The sequence below is a fragment of the Heyndrickxia shackletonii genome (assembly GCF_001420715.1).
Lineage (GTDB): Bacteria > Bacillota > Bacilli > Bacillales > Bacillaceae_C > Margalitia > Margalitia shackletonii.
Genome location: NZ_LJJC01000002.1, coordinates 1 through 1,229, shown reverse-complemented (window position 1 = coordinate 1,229; position 1,229 = coordinate 1). Strand labels below are relative to the sequence as shown.

At 50.5% G+C, this 1,229-nt stretch carries 1 rRNA gene; it reads right to left on the bottom strand.

The features are described 5' to 3' along the window. Positions 1 to 1,218: ribosomal RNA gene (locus AN964_RS00010) — 23S ribosomal RNA — on the bottom strand; the annotation flags it as partial. Positions 1,219 to 1,229 lie beyond the last annotated feature (11 nt).

Genomic DNA, 1,229 nt, shown 5'->3' with positions numbered 1-1,229 from the left:
GGTGTCCATCCACAGCTTCGGTGATACGTTTAGCCCCGGTACATTTTCGGCGCAGAGTCACTCGACCAGTGAGCTATTACGCACTCTTTAAATGGTGGCTGCTTCTAAGCCAACATCCTGGTTGTCTAAGCAACTCCACATCCTTTTCCACTTAACGTATACTTTGGGACCTTAGCTGGTGGTCTGGGCTGTTTCCCTTTTGACTACGGATCTTATCACTCGCAGTCTGACTCCCAAGCATAAGTATTTGGCATTCGGAGTTTGTCTGAATTCGGTAACCCGATGAGGGCCCCTAGTCCAAACAGTGCTCTACCTCCAATACTCTTCATCTTGAGGCTAGCCCTAAAGCTATTTCGGAGAGAACCAGCTATCTCCAAGTTCGATTGGAATTTCTCCGCTACCCACACCTCATCCCCGCACTTTTCAACGTGCGTGGGTTCGGGCCTCCAGTAAGTGTTACCTTACCTTCACCCTGGACATGGGTAGATCACCTGGTTTCGGGTCTACGACCTCATACTTATTCGCCCTATTCAGACTCGCTTTCGCTGCGGCTCCGCTTCATCAGCTTAACCTTGCATGAAATCGTAACTCGCCGGTTCATTCTACAAAAGGCACGCTATCACCCATTAACGGGCTCTAACTACTTGTAGGCACACGGTTTCAGGTTCTCTTTCACTCCCCTCCCGGGGTGCTTTTCACCTTTCCCTCACGGTACTGGTTCACTATCGGTCACTAGGGAGTATTTAGCCTTGGGAGATGGTCCTCCCTGCTTCCGACGGGATTTCACGTGTCCCGCCGTACTCAGGATCCACTCTGGAGGGAACGAAGTTTCAACTACAGGGTTGTTACCTTCTTTGACGGGCCTTTCCAGACCTCTTCATTTACTCCGTTCCTTTGTAACTCCGTATAGAGTGTCCTACAACCCCAAGAGGCAAGCCTCTTGGTTTGGGCTTCTTCCGTTTCGCTCGCCGCTACTCAGGAAATCGCGTTTGCTTTCTCTTCCTCCGGGTACTTAGATGTTTCAGTTCCCCGGGTCTGCCTTCATTACCCTATGTATTCAGGTAAAGATACTGCTCCATTACGAGCAGTGGGTTCCCCCATTCGGAAATCTCCGGATCAAAGCTTGCTTACAGCTCCCCGAAGCATATCGGTGTTAGTCCCGTCCTTCATCGGCTCCTAGTGCCAAGGCATCCACCGTGCGCCCTTACTAACTTAACCTATAAGGTTAT